Origin of the sequence: Streptomyces albireticuli, assembly GCF_002192455.1 — a bacterium.
GTDB classification, from domain to species: Bacteria; Actinomycetota; Actinomycetes; order Streptomycetales; family Streptomycetaceae; genus Streptomyces; species Streptomyces albireticuli_B.
Genome location: NZ_CP021744.1, coordinates 391,975 through 417,092, shown reverse-complemented (window position 1 = coordinate 417,092; position 25,118 = coordinate 391,975). Strand labels below are relative to the sequence as shown.

Sequence of the window (25,118 nt, the reverse complement as noted above, 5' to 3'; positions counted from 1 at the left end):
GAATTACGTGCATGGGGCAATGACCGGAAGTGGACTGTCCGGGACCGGTCAGGCGTGCCGGCGTCCCGTCATCCGCAGAACTCCGCGTCCATGACCGCCTGTTCGAGCGCGTGGTCGCCCCAGTCGCCGTTCCGGTTGACCGTGACGACATGCTCGCCGTCGGCCGTGGCCGCCGTCCGGGTCAGTGAGCCGGTGATCTCGCCGCTGTGCCCCCAGACCGTCACCCCGCAGGCCTTGAGCGTCTGCGACCTGACCCCGAGGCCGTACGACCGGCCGTCGCCCAGGTCGCGGCCGGTGAACATCTCCTTCTGCTGGGCGGGGGGAAGCAGTTCGCCGCGCAGGAGGGCGCGGGTGAAGACGTTCAGGTCGCGGGCGGTGGAGATGATCTCACCGGAGGCCCCGGAGACCGAGGGGTCGAAGTCGGTGGCGTCGTGGATCCGGGCGCCGGGATCCTTCACGTAGAGCCGGGAGTAGTGCCGCCCGTGCGGCCCGGGCACCCGCGACGACGTGCCGGGGAAGGTGGTCCCGCGCAGGCCGAGGGGCTTGATGAGACGTCGCTCCGCCTCGGCGGCGTAGCTGTTGCCGGTGACCTTCTCGATCACCATGCCGGCCAGAATGTAGTTGGTGTTGGAGTAGTCCCACCGCGTGCCGGGATCGAAGCGCGGCGCGTGGGCGAGGCCGATGCGGACCAGGTCCTCCGGGACGGCGCCGTCGTACCGGTGGGCGAGGAACGCGTCGCCCGTGAACCTGGCCCGGAATCCGGGGTCGTCGAGGTAGTCGTAGAGCCCGCTGGTCTGCTGGAGCAGGTGGCGCAGGGTGACGCGGCGCCCGTCGTTGCCGTTGCCCCGCACCAGGCCGGGCAGCCATTTGTCGACCGTGTCGTCGATCGACAGGCCGTGCTCCGGCTCGGCGGCCAGCTGGAGCAGGACGGTGGCGACGAAGGGCTTGGCCAGGCTGCCGGCGCGGAACCGGTCCTGCGGCAGGCGGGGGCGGCCGGTGCGGAGGTCCGCCGTGCCGGAGGTCCCGTGCCGGACCTCGCTCCCGTGGTCGGCGCGGGCCAGGGCTCCGGGGGTTCCCGCGCGGGTGATCGCGTCGAGTGCGTCCTGTGTCGCGGACTGCGTGACGTGCGGGTGGCGGGCGGCGGCGATCGGTGCGGGGGCGGCCGAGGCGGCCGTGGTGGCGGCCATCGCCCCCGCCAGTGCCAGGACGATCAGCGTGCGGGACAAGGCGTGCGTTCCCATGTGGGGCCTCCGTCAATGGAGTTACGGGCGATTTCCCGTGAGGACCCCTGTCCGCCCCGGCGGGTTGACGCGTCCGGCGCGGTCCCGCCCCTGAGCGGACCCTGAGTGAACCCGGAGACGACCCGGAGACGACCCGGAGGCGGGTCCGGACTCGCGGCAGCCCGTCGCCCTCGACGCCGCCCTGTGGGAACTGTGGGGGTGGGCGGGGTGAGTGCTCCGGGCCGCCGCGTGGGCCGCGGGGTGGTGCCCCTGTCGCGGTGCTCTAGCCCTGGGTGCCGTTCTGGTCGACGGGGTACAGGCCGAGCTTGCTCTCCGGGTCGGCGGGGTTCGCGCCCTTGACGTCGCCGACGTAGAGGCTGACGCGGGCCTTGTAGCGGTCGAGGGCGGCGCGGTCGCTCATGAAGTCGCCGAGGCCGAGCGGGTTCATGTTGTCGTAGTCGAAGATGCCCTTACGGCCGGCCGGGGCGGCGACGTCGGTACGGGCGCTCCAGCCGTAAGAGGTCTGCTGGTACTGCTTCGACAGGATCCAGCTCATGTACAGCTTGGCGGCGGCCTTGTGCGGGGCGTCCTTGAGGATGGCGCCGGTCTGCGGCCACGCGACCCAGGGCGACTTCTCGGGGATGCTCGTCTTCGACAGGCCGCTGGAGCTGCCCGAGCTGCCGAAGTTCGCCACGTAGCCGTCCTTGCCGACCTGGGCGGAGGCGTCGGCGGTGCCGCGGACGAACGTGGGGTTCTGGGCGCGCAGCTTCTTCAGGTAGTCGAAGCCGTACTTGTCGGTGAGCTGCTTGAAGTAGTACAGGACGGCGTCGTCGTCGTTGGGGTAGGTGAAGACGAGCTTGTCCTTGTACTCGGGCTTGAGGAAGTCCTGGGCCTCGACGGGGGCGTTGTCGCCGAGCGTGGTGGCGGTGACGTTGGCGAAGCCGATGAAGAACAGGCCGGTGTAGTAGCCGTCCTTGTCCTTGACCTTGTCGTAGACCTTGTTCCAGCCGACCGGCTTGTAATTCTCCAGCGCCCCTTCCTTCTTCCAGCGCGGGAAGTCGTCGAGCGTCTGGAGGTGGACGACGTCGGCCACGACCTTGTGCTCGGCTATCTGGTTGTCGAGGCGCGCGTCGTGGTTCTTGCTGAAGTCGACGACGGTGTCGACCTTCATCTTGGGGAACTGCTTGACGAACGCGTTCTTGAGGTAGTCGGCCTGGCCCGGCTTGTCACCACCGGCGTAGACGACCAGACGGCCGCCCTCGGCGACGGCGTCCTTGTACAGCTTCTGGAGCTGCTCCTCCTCGCTCGCGGACGCGGGGCGGGCGGAGGGGGTGGCGGCGGCGACGGTGGCTCCGCTCGCGGCGAGGACGCCGAGGGCGATGGCTGTGGCCCAGGCCTTGCGGGTGGACTTCACGACGACTCCTTACATGGGGGGGAGGCGGGAGCTCCTAAAGGTTATTTAAAGTTCAAGAACTTCCCGGACGCTCACTCTAAGGGCAGTTCATTGAATGTTCAAGAAGTGAGATGCGTTCAGGCGATGTAAGGGGTTCGAGTGCATTAAGGGAACTGGAGTTCGATAAAAGGGCGACGCCCATGCCCGTCCCTGCTATGGGCGGGCATGGGCGTGCTGCGGGGGCGGGCCGCTCGTCGACTCGGCCTCGGTCAGTTGTGGATGCCGTGCACCCGTTCGTGCGTATGGGACTGGATGTCCTTGATCGCGGTGTCCAGCAGCTGGTCGGACAGCCTGTTCAGGGCGCGGGCCGCCGCGAGCTCGTCGCCGATGTCCGGTACGTTCTCGTCGGCGGGGTGACAGCGCGCCGTGCCCTCGCCGACCATCGGACCCGGCGCCCTGCCGGTGAGCCGGGCCTCGGCGGTGACCGTGTGGTCGTGCTCCTTGATGCTGATCTCGACGAGCCAGGCCTTGTTGCCGCTCATGGGACGGACCTCCTTGTGCGCCACGGGTCCCGCACCACGCTGACACGGGGAGGGCCGCGGCGCACGCCGGGCGACCCGAAGGGCCGGGGCCGTCCGGGTCAGGGCCGCCCGGGAGTGCGCGGCCGGCGCCACGGGTGAGCCGCGTGGGCCGAGGAGCGGCAGGGGAGTGACAGGCGTCACGTGAGTGGTTCTCGGAGGACGGCATCACCCCGAGTACAGGATGAAGCCATGGACAAAGGCATGGAATCAGGCATCGACATAGGTATCGCCCTTCCGCAGTACGGCACGCACGCGCGCGCCGAGGCGATCGCCGGGTTCGCCCGGGACGCGGAAGCCGCCGGGTTCGACTCGCTCTGGGTGGGGGACCGTTCACTGACGCCCGTCGAACCGAGCGACATCTACCCGGGGCACACCCCCGAGAACCCGTACCCGCCCGAGTACAAGACCTTCCTCGACCCGGTCACCGTGCTGACCGTGGCCGCCACCGCCACCAGCCGTGCCCGGCTGGGCACCAGCACCCTCAACGCCCCCTGGTACCCACCGCCGCTGCTCGCCCGGACCCTCACCTCGCTGGACCTGGTGAGCGGCGGCAGGCTGGACGTCGGCCTGGGCATCGGCTGGCTGCGCGACGAGTACACGGCGGTCAACGCCGACTTCGCCGAGCGCGGCGCGCGACTGGACGAGATCCTCGGGATCCTCAAGGGCATGTGGACACATGAGGAGTTCGCGCACGAGGGACCGCACTGGACGATCCCGCGCTCCCACGTCGGCCTGCGTCCCGCCCAGCGCCCTCACCCGCCGGTCTACCTGGGCGGGTTCAGCCCGGCCGCCATGCGCCGTGTCGGCCGCGTCGCCGACGGCTGGGTCGGCGTCGTCCTGCCGCCCGAGGCCCGTGCCGGGCTGTGGGGTACGGCCCGGCGAGCGGCCGAGGAAGCGGGCCGCGACCCGGAGGCTTTGCGGCAGGTCCTGCGGCACAACCCCCGCCCGGGGGCCACGTGCGAGGACATCGCCGGGGTCGTGGCCGGGGTGCGTGCCTCCGGCGCCGACGGCTGCTTCGTCGACCTCCAGCAGTGCGTGCGGGAACCGGACGAGGCGCTGGAGCTCGGCATCAAGGTGCTCGACCACGTACGGGCGGGCTGACCGGAGACGGGGCGGGTGCGCGAACGCGGCGGGGGTTTCCGGAGTCTCCGACCCCCAAGGATCACGAGCTGTCGTGCGCGCGCCGCGTCCCCGGTTTCGTGGCCGCCGGACCCTCGTGGATCGGGCCGGGTGGCTGCCGGATCTCCCTGACCTCCCCATGGGCTTTCGCCACATCGGTCGGCCGGGCGGCCGGCAGCCCCGGCGCGGGTGTGATCAGGCGGTGGCGGACTCGGTGCCACCGGCGGGTTCGGCCGGCGCGGCGGACCCGGCCGGCTTGGACGGTTCGGCCGGTGCGGCGGGCGACCCGTCCGGCGCGGCGTAGAAGACGGACGTGCCCTGCTTGGTGCGCTGGGCCTGCCCCTTGGCGACCAGTCCTTCCACTGTCGTACGCACCACCGTGGGCTTGATGGTGCGGTCGGGCTGAGCCTCCGCGACGGCGGCGGCGATCTCGGCCGCGGAGCGGGGCTCCGACTGCCGGCCGAGTGCCTCACGGACCAGGCTGACCAGTGTGGGTCCCGCGGCCTTCGTGTCGGCCGTGGCGGTCTTCCCCGCCTTCTCCGGCGTCTCCGCCTTCTCGGTCTTCTCGACCCGCTCGGTCTTCGTGGCCTTCTCCACCTTGGTGTCGGCCTTCGCGCCCGTGGTCCTGGCGCTGTTCTTCGTGGCCTTCGCGGCGGGCGCCTTGGTGGTGGCGGCCTTGGTGGTGGTCGCCTTCCGCCGTCTGGCCGGCTTGGCCTCGGCGGCGGCCGGGCGAGGCTTGGGCAGCGTCGCCGTGTCGCCCGCCTTCCGGGACGCCGCTGCCGCCGCGCCCTCCTTGCCCAGCGCCTGCTGCACACTGACCAGCAGGGTGTGGTCACGCCGCAGTGCGCGCAACTGTTCCTCCAGCGCGGTCACTTCGGCGCCGATGCGTTCCTGTTCCTTGGTGTTGTGTTCCAGGTCCGCAGCCACCTTGAAGGCGTACTGCTCCTTGATTCCATTGGTTTCCAGCTGAGCATCCGGCACGAACCGCTCCCTCTCTTCGGCGCACGGTGGGGTGCTGACGGATCGTAGAGGCATCGTCCAGCATGATCCTGCGCGTGCGTGACGTATTGCCGACTGTGGATGAGATCATGCAAGGATCCCTGGCTGTCGACAAGCGGGTCGGGGAATCGACCGGCCGGATCTCGGACTTGAGGGGGCGGCCGGAACCGCCCCCTCGGTGCGCCGGTCAGTGGCGGCCGCCGGTGTTACCGCTTACGGCCGTACTTCCTGACGAGCACTCCGTTGTCGAATGCCCGTACGGAGTCGAGGGTGAATTCGGTGACCGCGAAGCCGGAGCCGAACATCGGCATGCCCGAGCCGTACACCTGCGGGTAGGTCTTGATGACGAGTTCGTCGACCTCGTCCAGCAGTTCACCCGCGATGCGCGAACCGCCGCAGAGCCAGATGCCCAGCTCGCTGTCCTCGGCCTTCAGCTCACGGATCCTCCCGACCAGGTCCTCGGCGATGAGCGTGACGTTCGGGTCGGGCGACTCCTCGACCGTCCGCGACGCGACGTACTCGCGGAGGTGCCCGTACGGGCTGGTGATGCCGGTGTCCAGGGCGAGCTGGTAGCTGGCCCGGCCCTGGACGACCGTGTCGAACCGGCGGTTCGCCACGTCTCCGAAGCCGAGGGCGGCCCGGCCCTCGGCCGAGACGGTCTCCGGGTAGTCGGTCTTGAGGAAGTCGAGGAACTCCTCGTTCACGAACTTGTACATGGATGAAGCGTCACCACTCGGGTCGCCGATGAAGCCGTCGATCGAGCAGGCGACGAAGTAGGTGAGGTGGCGCAAGGTGACCCTCGATTTCTGTGGGAGATGAGGTGCGGTGGCCTTGGTGGGGTGTCACCCCACCCGGCGAACCACTTCGCATATAGTGCTTCACCTGTAGTGGTTGCGCAAGACCTTTCCCGCGGAAAAATCGAAGGAGAAGCTGATGGCCAGGAATCCCGAGCGCAGAACGGCCCTCGTCGACGCCGCCATCGAGGTACTGGCGCGCGAGGGGGCGCGCGGCCTTACCTTCCGCGCCGTCGACACCCAGGCGGGTGTCCCCGTCGGCACGGCGTCCAATTACTTCGCCGGCAGGGACGACCTGCTCACCCAGGCGGGCAGCCGCATCCATGTGCGCATGACCCCCGATCCCGGCCAGGTCGACGAGGCCATGCGTCCCGCACCCACCCGGGAGCTGGTCGTGGAACTGATGCGGTGGCTGGTACGCCGCATGGCCGCCGAACGCACCGGATACCTGGCCATGCTGGAACTCCGCCTGGAGGCCACCCGCCGCCCGGCCCTCCAGGCCGAACTCGACCGAGCCGTCCGCGCCGTCCTGGAGGAGAACCTCCGCTTCCACCTGGACGCGGGCCTGCCCGGCGACGAGGACACCGTGCTCGTCCTCCACCTCGCCATGACCGGGCTTCTGCTGGAGTACTTCACACTGCCCGCGGTGCTCTCCGACAGGGACCTCGACGAACTCGTGGAAACGGTGGTCACGCGCGTGCTGCCGCAGCGGTGACCGTGAACCGAGGTGACCGGTGAACCGTGGGGGCCGATAACCGTTGGACGCGTCCCGGACACCCCGGCGACGATGCGCGCTATGACAGACAGAGCCGAACAACGCGTCCAGGCCCCCGCCGGCCCCCGTTCCGTGCGATTCGTCGAGCTGTCCGGCGAGGCCATGACGGCCTTGCTGGACGACGACCTCGACCGGGCCGGTGCCGAGGTGGGGGTCACCCTCCCCGAGTACTTCGTCACCGACGAGGCGAAGTGGGTGTGGCAGTACCGGATCGGGCAGCTGACCTCGGACCCCGGAAGCGCGGGCTGGCTCACCCGGGCCGTGGTGGCCGAGCCCGGAGGTCACGTCGTGGGGTACGCCGGCTTCCACGGGCCGCCGGACGAGGCGGGCATGGTCGAGATCGGCTACTCCGTGGCCCCCGGCCACCGCCGTCAGGGGTACGCCAGGTCGATGCTGGCCGGGCTGGTGCGGCGGGCCGTCGCCGACGACCGGGTCAGGACCGTACGGGTGACGATCAGCCCTGACAACGCCGCGTCCCTGGCCACCATCGCCGGCTTCGGCTTCACCGAGGTCGGCGAGCAATGGGACGAGAGGGACGGCCTGGAGATCATCTTCGAGACCCCCGCGGAAGACCCGCCGGCGCCGGTGCGGGACCGCGCCTGACCTGATGCCATGTCCCGCGCGAAGGTCTCGTGGGTCTGCGAGCACGAGTATCCCGGCTTCTGGGAGTGTCGTCGGAGCCTCGTCGGCACGACGCCCGTGACACCGCCCGTGAGAAGATCCGTTCGCGCCGAGCGCGCCGGCCCCGATCGTGGAAGGTGACGATGTACGCGATATCCCTGGGCGACGACGGGGCCGAGCTGACCCCGCTCGAACCGTGGCAGGCCGAGGAGTTCCTGGCCCATGTGGACCGGGGCCGGGAGTTCATCGGGCAGCACAACGGCCTGCCCGACGTCGTCACGGACCTGGAGTCCAGCCGCGCGTTCCTCCGGACGTACGCGGAGCGGGCCGCGGCCGACACAGGCCGCCTCTACGGCATCCGGACCGACGGCCGGCTGGTCGGCGCGGTCGTCTTCCGGAGGATGGACGTCGCGCAGGGCACCGCCGAGGCGGGCTGCTGGCTCGAACCGTCGGCGGTGGGCAAGGGGCTGGTGACCCGCGCCGTGCGCGCGATCATCGACTGGGCCGTCGAGGAGCGCGGCATCCACCGCGTGGAGTGGTGGGTCTCGGCGGAGAACGCGCCCAGCATCGCCGTCGCCCGGCGGCTCGGGATGACGAAGGACGGCGTGCTGCGGGAGAGCTACCTGTACCGGGGCAAGCGGCACGACGAGGAGATCTGGTCGGTGCTCGCACCGCAGTGGCGGGCGGCCGGGCGGACTTCCTGAGCACGTGAGGGAACGGCCCGGCGGGCCCACCGCTTTCGGCACGGGCCGCGGCACCGGCGTCCGCTGTGATCAGCTGGTGCCGTGGAAGCCATATGGACAAGCGTCGTAGCCGTCGGGGGCACCCTCCTGGGCGCCGTGGTCACACAGATCTTCCAGCGCCTCGCGTCCGGACGCGGAGAGGCGTTCGCGCGCTCCGAGGCGCTCCGGCAGGAGCGCATGGCCACGTTCAGCGCGTTCGCCGGGGCGGCGGAGGAGTACCGCCACGGCCAGGCGGACCGGTGGTACCGCATGCGGCAGGACCCGGCCGGGCCGGACTTCGTCACGGCCCGCGACGAGGCGCACCGCCTCCGGACCGCGACACGGCAGGTCCTCTACCGGATCAAACTGCTCACCGACGACCCGGAAGTGATCCGCGCCGCCGAGCGCGCGTACGCGTGCACCCGGGACGTGTCCACGGCGCGGGACCAGACGGAGCGGGACGCGCTGGACACCGGGCGCGGGAGGCCATAGAGGCGTTCGTGGCACGTGCCGCGCCCTTGGTCCACCGGCCCCCGGCCCACTGAACCGGGCCTCGGATCCCCCCGGACCGCGCGTCGGCCCCTCCGATAACGATTGGTCGGCAGGGGGTGGCGTCGGTGACAATCCCCGGCATGATCCAGAAGTCCCCGGCCGCGCTCGTCGACGAGCTGCTCGCCGCCATCGACCCGATGCCCCGCCCCCGGCGTCTGCACCACACCGCCCTCCGCGCCCGGGAACTGAGCGCCGCCGGGGAACTGAGCGCGGTCGTCGCCGAGCTGGCACGGCGCGGGGCGTACGGGCGGGGGCTCGCGGCGCTGGCCGCCGAAGCCGGCCATGACATCGCCTGGCTCCAGGCCCACCTGACCGACCCCGTGTCGACCGTCCGGCATCACGCCGTCACCGCCGTCCGCCGGGGACACATACCGGACGCCGCCGTCACGGCGGCGATGGAGGACGCCCCCGGTGCCGTACGGCGCGAGCTCACCCGTGCCGTCGTCGCCGGCCGGCGCACCGCGCTCGCGGACGCCCTCGTACGGCCCGTCCGTGCCCGCTGGGGCGATGACGAGGCGGCCCGGCTGCTGCCCGGCTGCGGCTCCGGCACCGTCGCGGAGCTGCTGCCCGTCCTCTTCCACGGCATCACCGGATGGACCGGCCTGGCCCGCCACCACTCCGCCGCGATCCTCGACGAGGCCGGACGCCAGCTCGCCGCGACGCCCGAGACCTCGCGGGGCGACTGGTGGAGGGCGAACGCGGCGAGCGTGGCGGCCACGGTCGAGGCGGAGCCCCTGCGGGTGCTCGACCTGCTGGAGCGGTTCTGTCATGAGGAACCGCCGCCGCGGATCCAGCACCGGATCGGCAGGCTGGCGGCCGCGGCCCCGGGCCGCACCATCCGGCTGCTGCTCGCCCCCGGGCGCGGCACGGCACACCCGCTCCGGCTCGGCGCGCCCCTCCTGCGCACGTTCGTCCGCCACGACCCGCCCGAACTCACCGAGCTCGCCCGCGCGCTGGGCCACGACCAGCGCGCGCTGGCGGACCTGCTGCGCAGGATGGCCCCCTCCCGGCGCGCCGCCTGCTACGACGCCGCCATGGCCGGCCGTGCCACCGGCCACTCCATCCTCTCCGACGACCTCCTCGACGTGCTGCCGCGGGCGCGGCGCGAGGCCGAGGCGCGGCGGATGGCCGCCCAGGCCCGCGAACACGGCGCCTCCTGGCAGCGGGTCCTCGGCTGCGTCGCGTTCCTGCCGGTGGCGGAGGCGCGGGCCGAGCTGCTCGCCGCGACCCGCCGCTCCGTGCCCGAGGAGCGGGCGTACGCCTATCAGCTGCTGCTGCGCAACGCCGCGCGTACCCGCGAACCGGCCGCCGTCACCGAGCTCCTCGCGGACGGCCTGGGCCGGCTGCGCAACGAGCAGGACCCGGTGCGTTCCCCGGCGCTGGCCACGCTCGCCGGCGTCCACCCCGCGCTGTTCACCCGCGAGGCCGTTCCCCACCTCGAACGCATCGCGACCGACGCCGTCGAGGCCCGCGACCTGTCCTGGAACGGCGTCTCCGCCCTCGGCAACCTGGCCCACGCCCTGCTGCGCGAGCACGCGGGTACCGGCGAGCAGGAACTGACGGGCTGGGCGCTGCGCACCCTCACCAGGCTCTTCAGTAACATCCGGCTCCGGCTGGAAGGGCTGGGACGCGGCCAGGAGCGCGAGATCGTCGACGCGTTGCTGCCCTCCGTCGAAGCGGCCGTGGACAAGGCCGACCACGCGCCACTGCTCCACCTGGCCCGCGCGCTCGGCCGGCGCGCCCACGCCTTCCCCGTCGTCCAGGACCTTCTCCGGCGGGCGATCAGGGAGGGGACGGACGGCACGGCGATCCAGGCCGTGTGGCTGTGGCTGGACGACCCGAGGACCCGTGACGAGCGCCTGCGCGAGCTCCTCGCCCTGGACGTGTCCTTCGCCACGCACCCGCTCGTCGTCCGCATCCTCACGCACCGCCGCACGGACCTCCTGGACGTGGTGCTCGGCGACACCCCGCCGTACGGCCGGCTCCTGCCCGCGAACCGGCACTGGCTGCCGCTCGTGGGACCCGCCACGGCGGGCTGGACACCGCGTCAGCAGGCCGCCGCGGCCCGGCTGCTGGCCCGCGCCGCGCAGGACACCTCGCTCACGGCATACCAGCGCGTCGACGCCCTCCGCGGAGCCGCCTGGATCCCGGGGCCCGGCACCGAGATCCTGCGCCGCCACGCCAGGAGCACGGAGGTCCAGCTCGCCGAGGCGGCGCTGGCCGCGCTGGCGCACACGGACCGGCCCGGCGAGCACCTGACGACGCTGCTCGCCCACGCCGGCGGTGACCGCGCCCGGGTGGCGATCTACGCCGCGACCCGGGTGAGCCGGTTCGTCGCGCCGTCCCATCTGGCCGTGGCGCTGCGCGGGCTGCTGCTCGCCGACAGCGGGGTGAAGGTGACCAGCCGCAAGGAGGCGGCCCGCCTCGCGGCCGCCGTGCTGCCGGTGCGGGACGCGGCGGCCCTGCTCGCCGAGGCCTGCGCGCACCCGGGCCAGCACCGCGACGTCCAGGCGGCCTGCGTGGCCGCCACCACGGACCTGCTGGACCGCCCGGAGGCGTGGGAGATGCTGGAGGCCGCCGTCACCGGGCGGCGCGAGCTGCGGCTGGCGGTGCTCGGCACCGATCCCTACCGGCTGCGCGAGGAGCACCGCCCGCGCTACGCCGGGCTCGTCCACACCATGTGCCGTACGGACGACGCCGAGGTCGCGCAGGCCGGGTACGCGGCGCTCGGGCACTGGGCGCGCTGGGTGCCCGAGGCGGCCGGGACACTCGTGGACGTCGTCACCGATCTCGACGACCGTACCGGCTGGCGGACCGCGGCCACCGCGCTGTGCGGTGTCGTCACCACGGGCCCGTCCGGCACCCCGGGCGTCGCGCCGCTCATCCGCGCGCTCAGCACCCTCATCGACGCCGACACGGGCGGCGGGACCCCGGACGCGGAGCCCGACCGGGACCGCCCCGCCCGCCGGAGGGTCCGGCACGTCGTCGCCCACCTGACCGCGGGCGGCCGCTGGAACCACCGCCGCACGCTGCCCGTCACGCTCGCGGTCGTCGAACTCCTCCGCACCTCTCCGGACTTCGTCGCCGACGCGGTGGAACTGACCGCCCAGAGCCTCGACCTGGACGCGGCGCCGGACGTGCTGGCGGCGGAGCTGACCCGCCTGGCCGGGCTCCACGAAGGCCGGCCCGCGCTCGCCGCGCGCACCGCCGAGGGCCTCGACCAGCGGCTGCGGACCTCCCGGAACGGCGCCGACGGTGCCTTCGGGCACGCGGCCCGGGTCCTGTCCGAGGACGGCGGCCACGCCGCCGGGCTGCTCGCCGTCGCCCTCACCGTCACCGGCGGCCGCCGCACCGACTGGGCGGACCACTGGCGCGAGAGGCTGCGTGAGCTGCGCCGCCACCCGCACCCGGACGTCCGCGACGCCGCCCTGGCCCCGGCCACCGCGGCGGAGTAGCGGTCGCCCGGGCCTGCCGGGAGGGGGAGCCGGTTGCGGCCGGCTCCCCCCTCGGCGCGCGGTGACGCACCACCCCTTAGAGGAGGAAGAATCCTTCCTTCCCTGCGCTGAACGAGTGAGTCGGCGGATCGGCGCCGCCGCGACGGGCATGCCAGAGGCCCGAGGCACTCGCGAGGTTTGAGAGGTCGAGATGAAACCCTTCCGACTCCCCGCCCTGGTGGTCGCTCTGGTGTTCACCGTCGGCGCGGCCGCCGCCTCGGCCTGGGTCCACGGCACCACGGCCCCGGCACCCGCCGGGTCGGGGCCCGCGGCATCGCACTCCCAGGTCTCCGTGGCCACCGGCAAGTCCTTCGGCCTGTCCGTGACCTGCTCGGCCGGTCAGGACCCGGCGAGGGGAGGCGCGTCCGGCACCGGTGCGCGCCCCTTCACCACCGCGAGCCCTCCGTCCGTGACGTCCCACTGGAGTGTGTCCACCACCGACGTCAGCACTTCGGAGCGGAGCGTGAGGGCTGTGGCAGTCTGCTCCACTCCTTGAGAACAGGCCGGAAGGACACCGGGGGAGGGGCGGGCCGGGGGACGCCGACACCCGGGCCGGGAGCCGCCCCGGCCCGGACACCCGCGGGTCCGCCGCGGCGCCCGGCGTATACGTCCGACCCGTCAGGTCACGGCACGGGCGTACGTACTCGCCCGTGCCCGACAGCGCCTACCGCCGCGGCCGTCGGCCCGCCGCCTCACGCCGTACGGTCGGGGCCCGGCGAGGCGGCCGGCACCGCCGGTCCGGCCGGTCGGCCAGAGCCGCGCGACGCGACGAACGGATCCGGCGGGCCAGAGGCCGGGCGGGACGGTGCGACTCGTCCGGCCGTGGCGCGGTACCGGTGCGTTCCCCCGTGCCCCGACGCCGGTCCGGCCGCCCGGTGCCGACGGCCGCCGAGGCGATCAGCGTCAGGGCGACGACGGCCGCCCACACAGGAACGATGTCCACGAGCAACGGCGCGACAGCGGGAGCCAGCGCGCCCAGCCACCGCAGCGCGCCCCCCGGGTGAGCCCCACGAGCCGATGTCAGCGCCTTCCGGACGATCCTCGTCATCTGCCGGCCTCCCGACCCCGCGTGCCGTCTGCGTCCCCTCCCCAGGAGAACAGGACGGGGGACAGGTACACAGGGCCCACAAGGGGGGCTCACGGATCGCGGCCCACGCCCACGCCGACGCCCCGTCGCTACGCCGGACTTCGGAAGCCGGCCGGCAGCCCGGCCACGGCCGCCCTCCCTGCCGCGCCCCGGCACCCGCCGCGCGGCCGGAGCCGCCCGCGCACGGTACCCGCGGCACTGCGCACTACGGACCCCACGGCCGTGATGCGTACGATTCGGGCGTGATCGTCTACGCCCCAGCAGTACTGTTCCTCGTCCTCTTCGGTATCGGCGTGCTACGCGACCGCCGGCGGTTCAGCAACGCCGTCTACCTCGGACTCGCCGTCATATCCCTGTTCTTCGCCTTGCTGCGGCTCGCCGACACCGCCGGGGAGCACGGCCGCCCCTACCTGGAGTGGCTCGTCGCGGCGCTGCTCCTGATCCCCTTCCTCGGCGCCCTGGTCCTGCCGGTCTTCCTCCTGGCCAACGGCGTCAAAATGATCCGCAAGGAGGGCCGCAGCCCGGCGAACCTCCTCTCCTTCCTCTGCGGGCTCGGCATCTTCGGAGTCATCGGCCTGCTCTTCGCCGCGGCCGCCACCCGCTCCGTCGCCCTCGCGGCCGTCGCCGGCACCACCCTGCTCATCGTCGGCTACGTCTCGTTCCTCTTCTTCTGCTTCATCGGCTACGCCTTCCTCTACGGCCGCCTCCAGCCGCGCCGGAACGTCGACTTCGTGGTGGTGCTCGGTTCCGGCCTCATCGGCGGTGAGCGCGTCCCGCCGCTGCTGGCCAGCCGCCTGGAGCGCGGGCGTAAGGTCTACGAGGCGCAGGCCGCGCGCGGCAGGCCGCCCGTGCTCCTCACCTCCGGCGGCCAGGGCCCCGACGAGCGGCTCCCCGAGTCCCACGCCATGGCCGACTACCTCACCGAGCGCGGCTTCCCCGCCGAGCACGTGCGGCGCGAGGACCGCTCCCGCACCACGGAGGAGAACCTCGAATACAGCAAGGCCATCATGGCGGCGGCCCGGAGCGACTACTCCTGTGTGATCGTCACCAACAACTTCCACGCCTTCCGGGCCGCCCTGATGGCACGGAAGACCGGCGTCAACGGTCAGGTCGTGGGCTCGCCGACGGCCGCGTACTTCTGGCCGAGCGCGACCATCCGCGAGTTCGTCGCGGTCTTCCTCCAGCACAAACTCGTCAACTTCACCGTCTGCGGGCTGCTCGCCCTCATGGGCCTGTTCGTCTGGCTGATCGCCTGATCCGGCGCGGCGGGGCGGCTGCCCGAGCCGCCACCGACGGATCACCGCGAACATCCCCGGCCCTCCCGTCCGGCGAAGATCATCTTTCCGTGGTGCGAGAGGACCGGCGGTTCCCGGCCATGGACCACCCGGGTGTGCGAGGGCGAAACGGGCGTGCGGCAGGATGACTTCTCGCGGCCTGGAGACCCCCGTGGCCAGGCGCGATCACGATCCGTGGGGACAGGCAGGTACAAGGTGACGAATCATTACTTCGGGCTTCCGGCGGCGTACGGCGCCGCCGCAGCGCTCTCCGTGACGGCAGGGGGGCACCGATGACCCGGGCTCTGACACTGCACGACATCATCGTCGCCGGCATCGCGCTGGCCGCGGGCCTGGCCATGGCCCTCGTGCTGCGGGTGATCCTGCGCTGGCTCGGTGTGCGGGCCGCGCGCACGCGCTGGGGCGGGGACGACATCATCGTCGACGTGCTGCGCACGCTCGCCCCCTGGTCCGCGGTGGCGGGCGGGGTGGGGGCGGCGGCCGCCGCCCTCCCGCTGACCCGTCAGGTCGGGAACATCGTCAGCGGGGTGCTGACGACCGTGGTCATCCTGATCGCCACGGTCACCGCCGCCCGGGTGATCGGCGGCCTGGCGCGGTCCGTGGCGCAGTCCAGATCGAGCATCGCCGGATCGGCCACGATATTCGTCAACATCACGCGCGTCGCGGTGCTGGCGATGGGTTTCCTGATCGTCCTGGAGACCCTCGGCATCTCCATCGCCCCGCTGCTCACCGCCCTCGGCGTGGGCGGTCTGGCCATCGCCCTGGCCCTGAAGGACACCCTGGCCAACCTCTTCGCGGGCGTGCACATCCTCGTCTCGAAGACGGTGCAGCCCGGCGACTACATACGTCTCAGCAGCGGTGAGGAGGGCTACGTCCGCGACATCAACTGGCGCAACACGGTGGTGGAGGAGCTCTCCAACAACCTGGTCATCATCCCGAACGCCAAGCTCGCCGGCACGAACATGACCAACTTCACCCGGCCCGAGCAGAAGCTGTCCGTCACGGTGCAGGTGGGCGTCTCCTACGACAGCGACCTGGACCAGGTGGAACGGATCACCAACGAGGTCGTCGCGAGCGTGATGAAGGACGTCACCGGCGCCGTCCCGGACCACGAGCCCGCCGTCCGCTTCCACACGTTCGGGGACTCCCGGATCGGCTTCACGGTGGTGCTCGGGGTCGGCGAGTACAGCGACAAGTACCGCATAAAGCACGAATTCATCAAGCGCCTGCACCAGCGGTACCGCGCCGAGGGCATCCGGATCCCCTCCCCGGCCCGGACGGTCTCCCTCCAGTCGACCACCGACCCCACGGTCCCGCACCCGCGCCCGTCCCTGGACACCGCACCGGACCGCGTCGGCACGGCGGGCTGAATCCGCGCGGTGATCCCGCCCCACGGGGCGAAGGCGCCGCACCCGACAGGAACGGGCACAGGATGTCGGGTCCGGCAAGGGCGGCTCCTCCTAACGTGAGTGAGCGAAAGGGAAGGAGACCGCGGTGCTGGAGCGGCTCAACCAGGCCATGGAACACATCGAGCGCCACCTCGACGAACGGATCGACGTGGCCGACCTGGCACGGATCGTGGCGACGTCGGAGTACCACTTCCGGCGGCTGTTCTCCGCGCTGGCGGGGATCCCGCTGTCGGAGTACGTCCGGCGCAGGCGGCTCACGGTCGCCGGCGCCGAGGTGCTGGCCGGTGAGCGGACGCTGCTGGAGGTCGCGGTGCGGTACGGCTACACGTCGGGGGAGGCGTTCGCGCGTGCGTTCCGCGTCATGCACGGCGTCGGTCCCGCCGAGGCCAGACGGTCCGGTGCGAGCCTGCGGTGCCAGTCGCGGTTGTCCTTCCGCCTCACTGTCGAAGGGAGCAGCAGCATGCGATATCGGGTCGTGGAGAAGGAGGAGTTCCGTGTGGCCGGAAGGAAGGTACGCGTCCCCCTCGTGCACGAGGGGGTGAACCCGGCCATCGCCGACTTCATCCGGGGCATCGGCAAGGAGACGCTGCGGCGCGTCGAGGGCCTGTCCGACCAGGAGCCGCGAGGGATCGTCGGGGTGAGCGACAACCTCGACCCGAGCCGGGCCGAGGGCACCGAACTCGACTACTACCACGGGGTGGTGACCGGGGCCGCCGTACCCGAGGACATGGACGCGCTCACCGTCCCGGCCGGCACCTGGGCCGTCTTCGAGAACACGGGGCCGTTTCCGCAGGCGCTCCAGTACCTGTGGCGGGACGTGTTCACGCAGTGGTTCCCGTCCAACCCCTACCGGAGCCGGCCCGGGCCCGAGATCCTGCGGACCCGGCTGTCGCGGGACGCGGCGCAGGCGGACGCGGAGCTGTGGATACCCGTGGAGCGCACGGCGCTCTGAGGCGCCCTGAGCGGCGGCGCGCGGCGGCCTCGGCCGCCGCGCGGCCGTGGCCCCGTGGGGGAGCGGCCGGACTTCGCGGGGTCCCGCGACGGCCGGACACCACGTCCCGGGCCGCCACTCGCCCCCCGGCCGGTCCCCGGCAGCGCGGTGCCGCCGGGCGCTAACCCGTCATCAGCTCGCGTTCGGCCGGGCTGCGTTCCACGCAGAACTCGTTCCCCTCGGGGTCGAGCATCGTGACCCAGCCGCCGCCGTCCGGCCTGCGGTGGTCCTCGTGGACCGTCGCGCCGAGCCCCAGGAGCCGCTCCACCTCGGCGTCGCGGGCGCCGGTCGGCTGGATGTCGAGGTGGACCCGGTTCTTGGCGGTCTTGCCTTCCCCGACCCGGATGAACAGCAGCCCCGGGACGCCGGGCCGAGGCGGCTCGATGACCACGTCGTCGTCGCCGGGCTCCTCCTCGACCGTGTAGCCGGTGACCTCTGCCCAGAACCTGGCCTGCGCGAGCGGGTCGTGGGCGTCGAACGTGATGTGCCGGACCGGATTGAGATACAAGGCTGAGAGCCTCCTGCTCGCGTGTGTTTCCTGTTCCCGATACCTGTTTCCGGGGGATCGTACGGGCCCTGGCCGGCGGTCCGCTGAACATTTTCGGCGGGGGAGCGACCGTGCCGATGTCGATGACACGCGACCATCTCACCTGAACGAGTGATTCCGATATCAGGGGTAACAGGAGCACACTCCGGAGTGGATGGTGCGCACCTCCGTCTCACCCGAGCGTCCCGGCCGCTGCCGCGTGCCCGGGGCGCGCCCGGACGAAGGAGGGCCCGCCCATGCTCCCAGTCTCAGCCCGCCGCCTGATCGCCGGAGCTGTCACCGTCGCGGGACTTCTCTCGCTCCCGCTGACCGCCACCGGCGCGGATCCGGCCACCGCCGACGACCGGGCGTTCGCCACGGTTCTGCACTGCGTCGGCCAGATCGACATGCAAGTCGTCGACGTTCCCGGAGGGAGGGCGTCCGGTCGCGGCAAGCTCCTGTGCACGGAGCCCGGTGGGCAGGAGCAGGCCGCCGCCATCGTCATGTCGGGCTCTGTCACCGGCGGCGGTGGATCGGCGACCGGGACGAGAACCTCGGACACCATCAGCTTCGAGACGGGAAAGAAGTCGCACCTCACGATGGACAGGACGTTCACGAGGCTCTCCGGCGGCACCACGGGTCCCGCCGGATCCGTCGGCAACGGCCGGGTCGACAGCGGGGAATTCGCCGGTGCCGGTGCGCGGGACGAGGGCGCCGCCCAGGCCGGTACGTTCGTCATCGGTGCGACCGGCACGAGCTACTTCATGGACCGGTACACCCTCACGCTGGGCCGATGAACCCGAGGGCGGCAGGTCCGTGAGGACAGGTCGCCCGGGTTCCGGTGTTGCCCTGGATGCCGGTGAACCCGGAGGGCCGCCCGTCGGCGACAGGCTCCGGGCTCAGCCGCCGAGCTTCGTCGGCGCGGGCAGCCCGCCACCGCCGAGCTTGGCCGGGTCGGGCAGCTGGGAGGCGTCACCCGTCCGCGAGAAGGTGTCCTTCCCGCCATTGGCCCAGGAGACGACCAGGGCCTTGCCGTCCGCGCGCTCGACCTTGCCCGAGGCGCGGTCGGTGTTGCCGTCGGCGCAGGTGAGGGCGAACGTCACCGGCTTCCTGTCCACGCCGACGGTGCCGGTGCAGGCACGCTTGCCGCTGTCGGCGTAGAGGGCGGCCTTGCCCTGGTGGACGGACAGGCCGACGGGGCCGTCGGCGGACCGCGCGGCGTAGACGCCGTCGAGCGAGCTCCCGCCCTTGCTGTCAGGGACCCCGCCCCGCGCCGGTGAGGAGGGAGCGGCCGACGGAGCACCGGCCTCCTTCTTCCCGCCGTCCTTGTCGCCGCCGCCGCTGCCGCAACCGGTCATCAGCACAGCGGCGACCAGCGCCGCCCCCGTGAACTGTGCTGCTCTGCGCACGATTTCCTCCGTGGCGTCCAGTGGGACAAGAGGTCACAAGCTAACACCGGCACTTCCGCCACGGGGTGTCATGGCCGCACGGTTACATGGGTGTTACATCTTCCTTTGTCGTGCCTTGTCGTGCCCCGCCTCCCCTGACATGACGGCCAGGACTCACGGCGCGGGGCGGCGCGACAGCTCGTCGCGCCGCCCCCTTCGCCGTACGCCCGGCAGCGGCCGCCGCGCGTCAGATCACCAGTGCCGCCGTCGGCCAGCGCCGTACCTGGTAAGGAGCCCACCAGACGTGGTCGCCCACCTCGATCGCGAGCTCCTCCTGGAGGAGATCGGCCAGCACGGCGCGCGGCACGGCGGTGGCCTGTGCCCCGTCGGCAAGAGAGGCGATCGCCTGCCGGTAGCCCGGGTCGTCGATCGTGAACCGGCGCAGCTGCCTGCGGCGCCGGTCGCGGACCTGGAGGAAACCGGGCCCCCTGCGGTAGGCGCACTTGCAGAGGTAGAAGCTGTCGTGCCACTGGCTCAGAGCACCCTCCGCGTCCGCGGGTCCGGACAGGGCGCCGGGAGGGTGGAGATGGCTCAGCGGTATCCAGGCGTCCGGGTCGTCGGAGGCGATACGGGCCTGCCAGTCGACCGCGACGGCCAGGCCGGTGAGCGCGCCGATCAGGCTCAGCGCGCGGACGGCCCACGCGGGATCCGTCGCGCCGGTCACGTCCACCGGCCGGGGGAGGGCCACCCGCCGGGCGCCGGCGTCGAAGAGCGCGTTCGCGCCGTCGACGACGGGTCCGGAGGGCACCTCCAAGGTGCCCAGCTCCATGCCGGGCACCCGGCACACCGAGCGGTCGTGGTCACGCCACGCGGTCACCGCGAACGCGGTGGCGGATCCGGGTCCGGCGCTCGTGGTCATCGTCCTCCTCCGGGCCGGTGGCCGGCCGCCGTCATGCGGGCGCCGACTGGAGCCGCGCCGCGAGGTCCGTGGCCTCCCGGGCGTCGTTCTCCTTGAGGTAGCCGAGGCGCAGCAGCTCCTGGTTGACGGAGGCCGGCGCCACGTGCACGTACTGGCCGCCGTCCTCGTAGACCAGCCCGAGGCTCCGCCAGTGCCGCAGGGTCTCCCGCACCCGGGCCTCGGCCTGCCTGTCGGGGCCGGGGGCGGCCCCGGGGGCGGCCCGCTCGGTCCCGGCACGTAGTTTGCGCGCGGCGGCGGCGACCGTGTGCGGCTGGTCGAGCAGGCGGAACAGCGCCGTCTCCTCCGGGCCGGTCAGCTCCAGCACGGTCCAGTCGAACGCGCGCCGCCTGCTGACCAGAACGATCCGGTCGCCGAAGTCGCTGTGGGTCAGGCGGCTGCCCGCGTAGGCCTGCTGCCAGGCGGTGATGGCGGCGTTGAGCCGTTCGACGACCTCGTCGGCGATGCCGCGGGGCGGTACGTCGAAGATGTACGCCAGGTCGAACATCTCCGCTTCGGGCAGGTCGTAGATGAATCGATACTGCTGGGCCGGCCGGAGGTCGGAGAAGCCGAGGCCGGGGTTGTTGAAGTACGGGCTGAACCGTTCGATGGCGATCCGGGCGGACTGGCTCGCGGGTGGGTTGAGGTGTTCCAGGGCCGGCATCTGGGCGACGGCGTCGTCGTAGTCCCCGGCCTCCTCGCCGGGGAAGCCGTGCAGGTAGTTCCAGGCGACGGTGAGACCGACCGTGGCGGCGTCGCGCAGCATGCGGACGTTCTGGCAGCCGGTGACCCCCTTGTCCATCAGGGCGAGCACCTTGCTGTTGAGGTTCTCGATCCCGGGCTGGACGTAGACGACCCCCGCCTCGACGAGCGTGCGCAATTGGTTCCGCCGCATATTGGACTTGATCTCGTACTGGAGCCTGAGGTCGTAGCCGCTCTCCTTCAGCCGGGGAAGCAGCGACTTCAGATAGTTCATGTCGAGGATGTTGTCGACCACGTACATGTCCAGGACACGGTGTCTGCGGGCCAGTTCCACGATCTCCTCGAAGAACACGGCCGGGTTCTTGCTGCGGAACTGCATGGAGGAGCCGTTCAGACCGCAGAACGTGCAGTGGTGCTTCTCCCCCACCAGCAGCCGCGGGCCCCTTCCACGACGAGCTTGGGCTCGACCCAGGAGCGGGCGGCGGAGGACGCGAGGCGTTCGAAGTAACCGGTGTAGTCGGGCGGCAGGATCGCAGCGGGCGGCAGCGGCCTGGTGTTCATGGGATTGACGACGGAGCGCCCCCGCCCGTCCCGCCAGCAGACCCCCTGCACATCGGTGGGCTCCTCCTTACGGCCGATCGCGGCGAGCAGGGCCGGGAACGACTCCTCCGCCTCACCCCGCACCACATGGTCGACAAAGGTGAAGTTGCGGTGGAGCGCTTCGCCCTGCTCGCCGTCGCAGTTCGCGCCGCCCAGGACGGTGACGATGCCGGGGGCGAGCAGTTTGACGTGCCGCGCGGCCGCCAGCGCGGCGGTGTTCTGCTGGAAGGTGGAGGTGAACCCGACGACGTCCGGCGCCAGGTCCACGATGCGCCGGGCGGTGTCCCGGACGAACTCCTCGGCCACGGTGTGCAGTATCCGGGCCTGTTCCAGCCGTTCCCCGGAGAGCCGTTCGCGTGTCGCCTCGGCGAACTCCTCGACCCGCCATCCGGGGTCGCCGTACAGGGCCGAGGAGAACACCCAGTCGCCACACCCGAGGAAGTACGAGGCGAGGGAGTAGTACTCGTAGTCGCGAAGTGTGAATTCGGTACGCCTGGTCACCCAGTCGACATAGTCGATGTTGGCGTGCATCACATCGGCGTGGGCGTCCGGGACACGCTCGTCGACACTGCGTTTCAGGATTCCGAGGGCCAGCGACGGGAGGTCGATGGAGGCCCACGGCATGTTCACCAGGAGTATGTGCACGATCGACCTCTTTCACGGGTCGTCGGTGATCCGGGAAACGTGCGGTGGCGGGGCGTGGCAGGGCCTCAAGGCGGAAGGCCAGGGGGCGGCAACGCGGAGGGGCGGGCCAGGATCGCCTGGCCCGCCCCGGCCCGCGTTACTCCCGAACCGCGGGAATCGGGATGTCGATGAGGCGCATACCGGTCTGGTACTCGCCGTCCTCGGCCTCTTCGAGTGGATCGTTGTGGATGATGTCCTTCTCCATGCCGTCCCCTTTCGCTCGGCGGGCAGAGGCGGTGCCGGGGGATCCGGCCCAGTGCGTAGGGTGCGCCCCGGCCCGTGTTTTTTGAAGGGGCGTCACATACGGAACACAGGTGAAGAGTGGAGGGCCGACGTCCGTCTGGACGGGCCGCGCCCGGCGCCGGCCGTGGGACCCGGGGACGGCACCGGGCCGTTTCAGGCCAGCGGGAGCCACATCATGATGTCGTCGCGGTAGTCACCCTCGCCGAGGCGCAGTCCGCCGGGCACCCGGCCGACCTCCTTGAAGCCGTAGCGCGCGTAGAAGTCCTCGATGCCCTCGCCGCCGCGCACCTCCAGCCGCAGCGCCTCCAGGCCGAGCGAGCGGGCGAACGCGATCGTCTCCGTCAGCAGCGCCCCGCCCATGCCGGTGCCCTGGAGCGACGGGTGGATCATGACGAGGACCACCATGGCCCAGTGCCTCATCTTGAAGTCGGAGTTGAGCTTGAGGAAGGTGGTGCCGACGAGGCGTCCGTCCGCGCCGCCCTCGTAGGCGCCCAGCATCCGCTGCTCGCCGGAGCCCACGACCCCGGCGACGCGCGCGGTGGCCGAGCGGACGGCCCCGGGGTCGACGGGGGGAACGAACCCTACGGCGCCACCCGCTTCGGAGACCTCGAACCACAGCCGGAAGAACGCCTCGCGAGCCTCGGGGGTGAGCTGCGGGTCACGGAGAAAGGTAAGCGTCATGCGTGCGATGCAAGCATTACGGGCGAGGGGTGCGCAACCGAGGACGCAGATGAGACGGAAGGCCCCGGCGCGGCCGTGACGCGCGGGTGGTCCGTGGCCAACCCCGCCACGGGCGAAGGTGGTTGAGGGCGTCCTGCACGGGCCGGTCCGCTCTCCGCGCGGTTGTCAGGCGTCGGCCGGGCGGCCCTGGGAGGCGAGGGCCTGGAGCGCCCCCGTGAGCTGTCCGGGGGTGAGCGGCGGTACGGGCAGCGGGCGGGCGGCCCCGGCCCGCAGGCCGTCCAGGAGGAGATGGAGGTGACGCCGCCAGGCGCCGGGGACGACGGCCTCGGAGGCGGGCACGACCCGGCCGAGGGCGGCCAGCGCGAAGAGCAGGTCCTCCACGACGACGTCACCGCGCAGCGTGCCCTGGTCCTGGGCGCGGCGGAGCAGCAGGGCGACCGTCTCGTGGTGATGGGCCTTGAGCGCCTCCAGGGAGGGGATGCCCTGAATGCCGGTGGTCATCAGATCGTTGGCGCCCCGGTCCTCCGCCAGGCCCGCGAAGATGTACTCGAGGTAGCCTGTCAGGCCCGCCCAGGGGTCCTCGGCGTGCCGGGCGTCCTCGCCCCGGCGCAGGGTGTCGGTCAGCCCCTCGCCGAAGACCGCCTCGATGAGCGCGCCCCGGGTGGGGAAGCGCCGGTAGAGGGTGGCGTTGCCGACGCCGGCGCGGCGGGCGATGTCGTCCAGCGGGGCGTCCACGCCCTGCTCGGCGTAGAGCTCCCGGGCGGCGGCGATGAGCAGTTCGCGGTTGCGCCGGGCGTCGCGGCGCAGGGGGGCCGGGCGCTCGCTCCCGGCTGATGCCGCGTCGTTCCGTGTGCCGTCACCGCTCACTGTCGTGCCCCGCCCCATGTCGCGTCCCATGCCGTCCCCGCTGTTGTGGACAGCACCTTAGCAAGAAAGCGTGGACCACTCCCCGTTTCGTTGCTAGCGTTTCGACCGTCAAACGGGGAGTGCTCCCCGTTTGGCGGGTCGTGGCCTGCCCGGGGTCGCGACCGGACGACGAAAGGGCGGCAACTCATGTCCACCATGCCCGCGTTCGAGGCCCTCGCCCCGGCAGGAACGGACTTCACCACCGACCCGTATCCCGTCTACGCCCACCTCCGCGAGAAGGGTCCTGTGCACCGCGTGGCCACCGAAGGCGCCGGGGACATCTGGGTGATCCTGGGATACGACGAGGCGCGGGCCGCGCTCACCGACGACCGGCTGAGCAACGACGTACGCCACTCCTCCCGCTGGGCGGACGACGGCGGCCACGCCATCGGCCGCAACATGCTCCAGACCGACCCGCCCCACCACACCCGGCTGCGCCGCATGGTCGCGGGGGAGTTCACCGCGCGCCGCATGGAAGCCCTGCGACCGCGCGTGCGACAGCTGACCGACGAACTCCTGGACGCCATCGCCCCGCTGGGCGGCGCCGACCTCGTGGAGTCCTTCGCACGGCCGCTGCCCATCGCGGTCATCTGCGAGCTCCTCGGCGTGCCGGCCGAGGACCGCAAGGCGTTCCACGAGTGGTCCCACGAGATGATCTTCCCCGCGACCGCGGAGGCGGGGGCCGCCGCGGCCGGGGCGATGACCGACTACCTCACCGGCCTCCTCCGCGCCAAGGACCGGTCACCCGGCGACGACCTGCTGAGCGCGCTGGTCCGGGCCCGGGACACCGACCACGGCCGGCTCTCCCCGGAAGAACTCCTCGGCATGGCGTTCCTGCTGCTCGTCGCGGGCCACGAGACCACCGTCAACCTTCTGGCCAACGGGGCGTACGCCCTGCTCACACACCCCGGACAGCTCGCGGCCCTGCGCGCCGAACCGGCGCTGCTCGACGGCGCGATCGAGGAGATGCTGCGCCACGAGGGCCCGGTGACGTCCGCGGCGTACCGCTGGACCACCGAACCCGTGGAGATCGCCGGCGTGACCGTCCCGGCCGGCGAGGCCGTCCTGATCCTGCTGGGATCGGCCTCCCGGGACCCGCGCCGCTTCCCCGAGCCGGACCGCTTCGACATCCGCCGCCCCCGCGCGGGCGGCGGCCACCTCGCCTTCGGCCACGGCCTCCACCACTGCCTGGGCGCCCCACTGGCCCGCCTGGAGGCGGCGGTCGCCTTCCCCGCCCTGCTCACCCGCTTCCCGGACCTCGCCCTCGCCGTCCCTCCTGAGGAGGTCCCCTGGCGCCCCGGCCTGATCCGGGGGCTGTCCCGCCTCCCGGTCCGCTACCGCCCGCACGCCTGACGGACCGGCAGGCGGCCAGGACGCGTCC

The 25,118-nt window shown here is 72.2% G+C and carries 21 protein-coding genes and 2 pseudogenes; 12 read left to right on the top strand and 11 right to left on the bottom strand.

The genetic code is table 11. The features are described from left to right. Window positions 1-68: 68 nt before the first annotated feature. The 3 genes from SMD11_RS01840 to SMD11_RS01830 form a co-directional block, all read right to left on the bottom strand. Window positions 69-1,241, bottom strand: coding sequence for a serine hydrolase domain-containing protein (locus SMD11_RS01840; RefSeq protein WP_087924721.1), 1,173 nt, complete (start codon window positions 1,239-1,241; stop codon window positions 69-71). Between the two features lie 262 nt (window positions 1,242-1,503). Then, window positions 1,504-2,634 carry an ABC transporter substrate-binding protein gene (locus tag SMD11_RS01835; protein WP_087924720.1) on the bottom strand — a complete coding sequence of 377 codons (1,131 nt, stop codon included), beginning with the start codon at window positions 2,632-2,634 and terminating at the stop codon, window positions 1,504-1,506. 248 nt (window positions 2,635-2,882) lie between these two features. After that, window positions 2,883-3,155: a DUF1876 domain-containing protein gene (locus SMD11_RS01830; protein ID WP_087924719.1), complete on the bottom strand. Its 273-nt coding sequence runs from the start codon at window positions 3,153-3,155 to the stop codon at window positions 2,883-2,885. 252 nt (window positions 3,156-3,407) lie between these two features. On the opposite strand from SMD11_RS01830, the gene SMD11_RS01825 reads away from it, so the two are divergent. After that, window positions 3,408-4,295, top strand: a complete 888-nt coding sequence (locus SMD11_RS01825; RefSeq protein WP_199844026.1) for a TIGR03619 family F420-dependent LLM class oxidoreductase — start codon at window positions 3,408-3,410, stop codon at window positions 4,293-4,295. A 213-nt stretch (window positions 4,296-4,508) separates the two neighbouring features. On the opposite strand, the gene SMD11_RS01820 is transcribed toward SMD11_RS01825, so the two are convergent. Continuing rightward, complete coding sequence (locus SMD11_RS01820) at window positions 4,509-5,294, bottom strand: hypothetical protein (protein ID WP_087924718.1); 786 nt, start codon at window positions 5,292-5,294, stop codon at window positions 4,509-4,511. Between the two features lie 224 nt (window positions 5,295-5,518). Beyond that, a complete protein-coding gene (locus SMD11_RS01815) occupies window positions 5,519-6,103 on the bottom strand; it encodes a dihydrofolate reductase family protein (RefSeq protein ID WP_087924717.1) in 585 nt (194 codons plus the stop codon). Window positions 6,104-6,245: 142 nt separating this feature from the next. On the opposite strand from SMD11_RS01815, the gene SMD11_RS01810 reads away from it, so the two are divergent. From SMD11_RS01810 to SMD11_RS01770, 9 genes and pseudogenes are all read left to right on the top strand, one after another. Next, window positions 6,246-6,821, top strand: coding sequence for a TetR/AcrR family transcriptional regulator (locus SMD11_RS01810; RefSeq protein WP_087924716.1), 576 nt, complete (start codon window positions 6,246-6,248; stop codon window positions 6,819-6,821). An 81-nt stretch (window positions 6,822-6,902) separates the two neighbouring features. Continuing rightward, window positions 6,903-7,484 (top strand): GNAT family N-acetyltransferase, encoded by a 582-nt coding sequence (locus SMD11_RS01805; RefSeq protein ID WP_087924715.1) that lies wholly within the window; start codon window positions 6,903-6,905, stop codon window positions 7,482-7,484. Window positions 7,485-7,645: 161 nt separating this feature from the next. Then, window positions 7,646-8,206, top strand: coding sequence for a GNAT family N-acetyltransferase (locus SMD11_RS01800; RefSeq protein WP_087924714.1), 561 nt, complete (start codon window positions 7,646-7,648; stop codon window positions 8,204-8,206). Window positions 8,207-8,287: 81 nt separating this feature from the next. After that, window positions 8,288-8,769: pseudogene (locus tag SMD11_RS01795) on the top strand (hypothetical protein). Window positions 8,770-8,856: 87 nt separating this feature from the next. Continuing rightward, the gene (locus tag SMD11_RS01790; protein WP_087924713.1) at window positions 8,857-12,231 is read left to right on the top strand and encodes a hypothetical protein; all 3,375 of its coding nucleotides are present in this window, start codon (window positions 8,857-8,859) and stop codon (window positions 12,229-12,231) included. Window positions 12,232-12,421: 190 nt separating this feature from the next. After that, a complete protein-coding gene (locus SMD11_RS01785) occupies window positions 12,422-12,766 on the top strand; it encodes a hypothetical protein (RefSeq protein ID WP_087924712.1) in 345 nt (114 codons plus the stop codon). A gap of 833 nt (window positions 12,767-13,599) precedes the next feature. Further along, window positions 13,600-14,613 carry a YdcF family protein gene (locus tag SMD11_RS01780; protein WP_087924711.1) on the top strand — a complete coding sequence of 338 codons (1,014 nt, stop codon included), beginning with the start codon at window positions 13,600-13,602 and terminating at the stop codon, window positions 14,611-14,613. 311 nt (window positions 14,614-14,924) lie between these two features. Then, window positions 14,925-16,022, top strand: coding sequence for a mechanosensitive ion channel family protein (locus SMD11_RS01775; protein ID WP_087924710.1), 1,098 nt, complete (start codon window positions 14,925-14,927; stop codon window positions 16,020-16,022). Between the two features lie 124 nt (window positions 16,023-16,146). Next, window positions 16,147-17,013 (top strand): AraC family transcriptional regulator, encoded by an 867-nt coding sequence (locus SMD11_RS01770; protein ID WP_087924709.1) that lies wholly within the window; start codon window positions 16,147-16,149, stop codon window positions 17,011-17,013. Window positions 17,014-17,173: 160 nt separating this feature from the next. Here SMD11_RS01770 and SMD11_RS01765 read toward each other — a convergent pair whose 3' ends face one another. Next, window positions 17,174-17,560 (bottom strand): VOC family protein, encoded by a 387-nt coding sequence (locus SMD11_RS01765; protein ID WP_087924708.1) that lies wholly within the window; start codon window positions 17,558-17,560, stop codon window positions 17,174-17,176. A gap of 275 nt (window positions 17,561-17,835) precedes the next feature. On the opposite strand from SMD11_RS01765, the gene SMD11_RS01760 reads away from it, so the two are divergent. Then, window positions 17,836-18,375: a hypothetical protein gene (locus SMD11_RS01760; protein ID WP_087924707.1), complete on the top strand. Its 540-nt coding sequence runs from the start codon at window positions 17,836-17,838 to the stop codon at window positions 18,373-18,375. A gap of 102 nt (window positions 18,376-18,477) precedes the next feature. Here SMD11_RS01760 and SMD11_RS01755 read toward each other — a convergent pair whose 3' ends face one another. The 5 genes and pseudogenes from SMD11_RS01755 to SMD11_RS01735 form a co-directional block, all read right to left on the bottom strand. Further along, entirely contained in the window at window positions 18,478-18,987 is a 510-nt protein-coding gene (locus SMD11_RS01755; RefSeq protein ID WP_159395183.1) for a hypothetical protein, read from the bottom strand. Window positions 18,988-19,213: 226 nt separating this feature from the next. After that, on the bottom strand, window positions 19,214-19,885 hold the full coding sequence (locus SMD11_RS01750; RefSeq protein WP_087924705.1) for a DUF5825 family protein: 672 nt from the start codon (window positions 19,883-19,885) through the stop codon (window positions 19,214-19,216). A 31-nt stretch (window positions 19,886-19,916) separates the two neighbouring features. After that, window positions 19,917-21,868 (bottom strand): annotated as a pseudogene (locus SMD11_RS01745) (RiPP maturation radical SAM C-methyltransferase). Window positions 21,869-22,303: 435 nt separating this feature from the next. Continuing rightward, entirely contained in the window at window positions 22,304-22,831 is a 528-nt protein-coding gene (locus SMD11_RS01740) for a GNAT family N-acetyltransferase (protein WP_087924704.1), read from the bottom strand. Between the two features lie 165 nt (window positions 22,832-22,996). Next, the gene (locus tag SMD11_RS01735; RefSeq protein WP_418952401.1) at window positions 22,997-23,728 is read right to left on the bottom strand and encodes a TetR/AcrR family transcriptional regulator; all 732 of its coding nucleotides are present in this window, start codon (window positions 23,726-23,728) and stop codon (window positions 22,997-22,999) included. Window positions 23,729-23,884: 156 nt separating this feature from the next. Between SMD11_RS01735 and SMD11_RS01730 the strand changes: the two genes are divergently transcribed. After that, window positions 23,885-25,090 (top strand): cytochrome P450 family protein, encoded by a 1,206-nt coding sequence (locus SMD11_RS01730; RefSeq protein WP_234365846.1) that lies wholly within the window; start codon window positions 23,885-23,887, stop codon window positions 25,088-25,090. Window positions 25,091-25,118 lie beyond the last annotated feature (28 nt).

Excerpts from the sequence above, each read along its gene's own strand:
- SMD11_RS01840 (WP_087924721.1), bottom strand. The coding sequence starts at position 1,241 with ATGGGAACGCACGCCTTGTCCCGCACGCTGATCGTCCTGGCACTGGCG.
- SMD11_RS01830 (WP_087924719.1), bottom strand. The coding sequence starts at position 3,155 with ATGAGCGGCAACAAGGCCTGGCTCGTCGAGATCAGCATCAAGGAGCAC.
- SMD11_RS01810 (WP_087924716.1), top strand. The coding sequence starts at position 6,246 with ATGGCCAGGAATCCCGAGCGCAGAACGGCCCTCGTCGACGCCGCCATC.
- SMD11_RS01805 (WP_087924715.1), top strand. The coding sequence starts at position 6,903 with ATGACAGACAGAGCCGAACAACGCGTCCAGGCCCCCGCCGGCCCCCGT.
- SMD11_RS01800 (WP_087924714.1), top strand. The coding sequence starts at position 7,646 with ATGTACGCGATATCCCTGGGCGACGACGGGGCCGAGCTGACCCCGCTC.
- SMD11_RS01790 (WP_087924713.1), top strand. The coding sequence starts at position 8,857 with ATGATCCAGAAGTCCCCGGCCGCGCTCGTCGACGAGCTGCTCGCCGCC.
- SMD11_RS01785 (WP_087924712.1), top strand. The coding sequence starts at position 12,422 with ATGAAACCCTTCCGACTCCCCGCCCTGGTGGTCGCTCTGGTGTTCACC.
- SMD11_RS01775 (WP_087924710.1), top strand. The coding sequence starts at position 14,925 with ATGACCCGGGCTCTGACACTGCACGACATCATCGTCGCCGGCATCGCG.
- SMD11_RS01760 (WP_087924707.1), top strand. The coding sequence starts at position 17,836 with ATGCTCCCAGTCTCAGCCCGCCGCCTGATCGCCGGAGCTGTCACCGTC.
- SMD11_RS01750 (WP_087924705.1), bottom strand. The coding sequence starts at position 19,885 with ATGACCACGAGCGCCGGACCCGGATCCGCCACCGCGTTCGCGGTGACC.
- SMD11_RS01740 (WP_087924704.1), bottom strand. The coding sequence starts at position 22,831 with ATGACGCTTACCTTTCTCCGTGACCCGCAGCTCACCCCCGAGGCTCGC.
- SMD11_RS01735 (WP_418952401.1), bottom strand. The coding sequence starts at position 23,728 with ATGGGACGCGACATGGGGCGGGGCACGACAGTGAGCGGTGACGGCACA.
- SMD11_RS01730 (WP_234365846.1), top strand. The coding sequence starts at position 23,885 with ATGTCCACCATGCCCGCGTTCGAGGCCCTCGCCCCGGCAGGAACGGAC.